Source organism: Paenisporosarcina sp. P4_E4_2 (genome assembly GCF_056401595.1).
The window spans coordinates 1-2,381 of the sequence record NZ_JBFUJC010000422.1 but is presented as its reverse complement, the minus strand read 5'-3'; the positions used below and the strand labels follow the sequence as shown (position 1 = coordinate 2,381).

Below are 2,381 nucleotides of genomic sequence, written 5' to 3'. Positions count from 1 at the left end.
GAATACTAGAGGATGCTTAACCTTTCTAGCTCTAACATAAAAATGTTAATTAAAACAACTATCAAATCATGTTTTTTTGATAGTTGTTTTTGTTAGAACTGAAAAATAAAAATGTTTAACATATTTTGTAAGAGAGATAGATTTAGGTTAATATCAGTCATCCGATAAAATGGATAATAAGTAATGTAGAATAGAAATATGGCCGATTCAAAAAAAGGGGAGTATTTTTAAGTGAAACAGGAATAATAATTTGAGCGGCTATTAATATTAAGGTTAAATAATGAATATTTATGAATTTAAATGCTAGTAAAACATAAGAACATTGAGAAAGAATATTAACAAAAATAAAAACGAGCGGCTCAAAAGAGAGGCTCGTTTTTTCAAAAAGTTAATTATTTGCGTGTTTTAAAGCTTCATAAACACCGTTTACTCCCGCGCTAGTACCAGTGAAAACATACTTGTCTTTCTCAGGAATATAACTACCACCAGCTTTAGTCCATACAGAACTTCCGTGTGACCAATCAATTTTACCAAGTTTTTTAATTTCTTCTTGCCAATTTAAGTTGCCTTCACCTTCAATAATATCGTGCAAATATTTGCCGATTCCTTGAAGAGTTGCCGCAGTACCAATAATGTATTTTTCGCGATTTGCGGCGTCTTCTGGTAAAACAGAAAATAAAACATTGAATACTTCGTCTAAAGTTTCGTAATAACTATCGTATGTTTCAATGTTAAGTAAGTTTTCCTTATCCTTATTTGCTCCAGTTACGATATAGCAAATCATATTGCGTAATGTTGAAAGCACCATAATTTGAGTATTATTGCCCCGTAATTGAGTTTTTTCTGTTTCTACATCAAAAAGTATTAATTGCTCATTGTTTTGAGATAATTCTTTTGCTAACCGATTATACTGATCACTGGAATCGAATTTTAAAGCGATTGACTTATTAGGCTTAGATGCTAATAAATTTAAATCGTGGAATAATTGTTGCTCACCTTTTTGATTAATACCTGTAAAAATAACTACTGGGATAGTCATAGATTCGATAATTTCTAGTTTTTTCATCCACTTTTCTTTGTCGTTTAGAGTTTCAGCTTTATCAATATTGTTTTTTATTGTTGTTAAAGCTAACTTAATCGCTTCTGACCGATGTTGACCATCATTAATTGAAAAAACCGTGCTAATATCGACACCAATACTCGAATTTTCTTCGATATATTCAACTTCTCCAGTACAAGTTACAGTAATAGCGCTTAAAAAAGTCATCTTCTTCTTATCCAAACCATCCAAAATATATTTAGCAATTGATTTAACACGTGGTTTACTTAATTTGCGTTGAACTTCAGGGAACACTTTGAAAAAACTTTCTAGCTTACTAAAAGGAATCATTGTTACATAAGTTTCACGATCAAACTGATAACCTTTTGACCCTTTAAAATAGATTTTAATTGAATTTGTTCCATTCATATATCTCACCTCATAAGTTTTATAAATTCACTTTACCAAAAAGAAATTAGAGATGCAAGATAAAAGATGAGCGGCTAAAATATTTTGTTTATATTAAGTGGTATTGAAGCAAGAATTTATCCTATTATTAAAAATATTTCTTGAAAGGGCATTTAGATCTTGATCTAGAATATTTTTTGTGTTTAAATAATCCTTAACTATAAGCGGCTCGATTATTTAATCGATTTCCAGTTGGCTTTAAATGATTTAATTTGTTTTTTTGAATGAATTTCAAACTATATAAGGAGATGGTATGAATGGTGACAGTTATGAATGAGGTGCACAAGATTGATATGAAGATTTTATTTGAAGAGTTTTTATTTGCCGAGGTAGAGTCAGATGTTACTTCTATAATTCAGAAGTATGACCTTGACAATCCGAAACTATGGATACCCTATGGAAATGAAAAAAGTAATTATAGTGTTATAGGAAATCAATCAAGTACTGCAGAAGGAGCACTTGCGGAGAAATTTACAAATGCTGTAGATGCTCTCTTGGTAAAAATGTGTATGAAACGTGGTATCGACCCAGAAGGCCCAAATGCACCTAAAAGTTTTAAAGAGGCTCTAGAAATGTTTTGGGGAATTATAGATGGAGATTTTGCTGAAGCCAGTAAAGAGGTTGAACGTGAAATTTTAAGTGACTTAGTATTAATGGTAACAACTAAGGATGCTAAGGTTTGGAGTGATTTAAAATCCGAACACAAACAGCTATCAGTTTCACTCTATGATAATGGTGAAGGTCAGTCTCCAAATAGATTACCAGAGACAATTTTATCTCTATTAAAAGGAAACAAACATAAAATTCCTTTCACACAAGGAAACCATAATCAGGGTGGATCTAGTACATTAATGCATGGGGGAGAGTTTTCATA

At 31.1% G+C, this 2,381-nt stretch carries 2 protein-coding genes; one reads left to right on the top strand and one right to left on the bottom strand.

Annotated elements, in window-relative coordinates; translation table 11 throughout:
- Positions 1-388: 388 nt before the first annotated feature.
- Positions 389-1,468 (bottom strand): DNA sulfur modification protein DndB, encoded by a 1,080-nt coding sequence (locus AC1DSB_RS18110; RefSeq protein WP_477587293.1) that lies wholly within the window; start codon positions 1,466-1,468, stop codon positions 389-391.
- Positions 1,469-1,764: 296 nt separating this feature from the next.
- Here AC1DSB_RS18110 and AC1DSB_RS18105 point away from each other — a divergent pair.
- On the top strand, positions 1,765-2,381 hold a 617-nt coding region (locus tag AC1DSB_RS18105), incomplete at its 3' end, for a hypothetical protein (RefSeq protein ID WP_477587292.1).

Excerpts from the sequence above, each read along its gene's own strand:
- AC1DSB_RS18110 (WP_477587293.1), bottom strand. The coding sequence starts at position 1,468 with ATGAATGGAACAAATTCAATTAAAATCTATTTTAAAGGGTCAAAAGGT.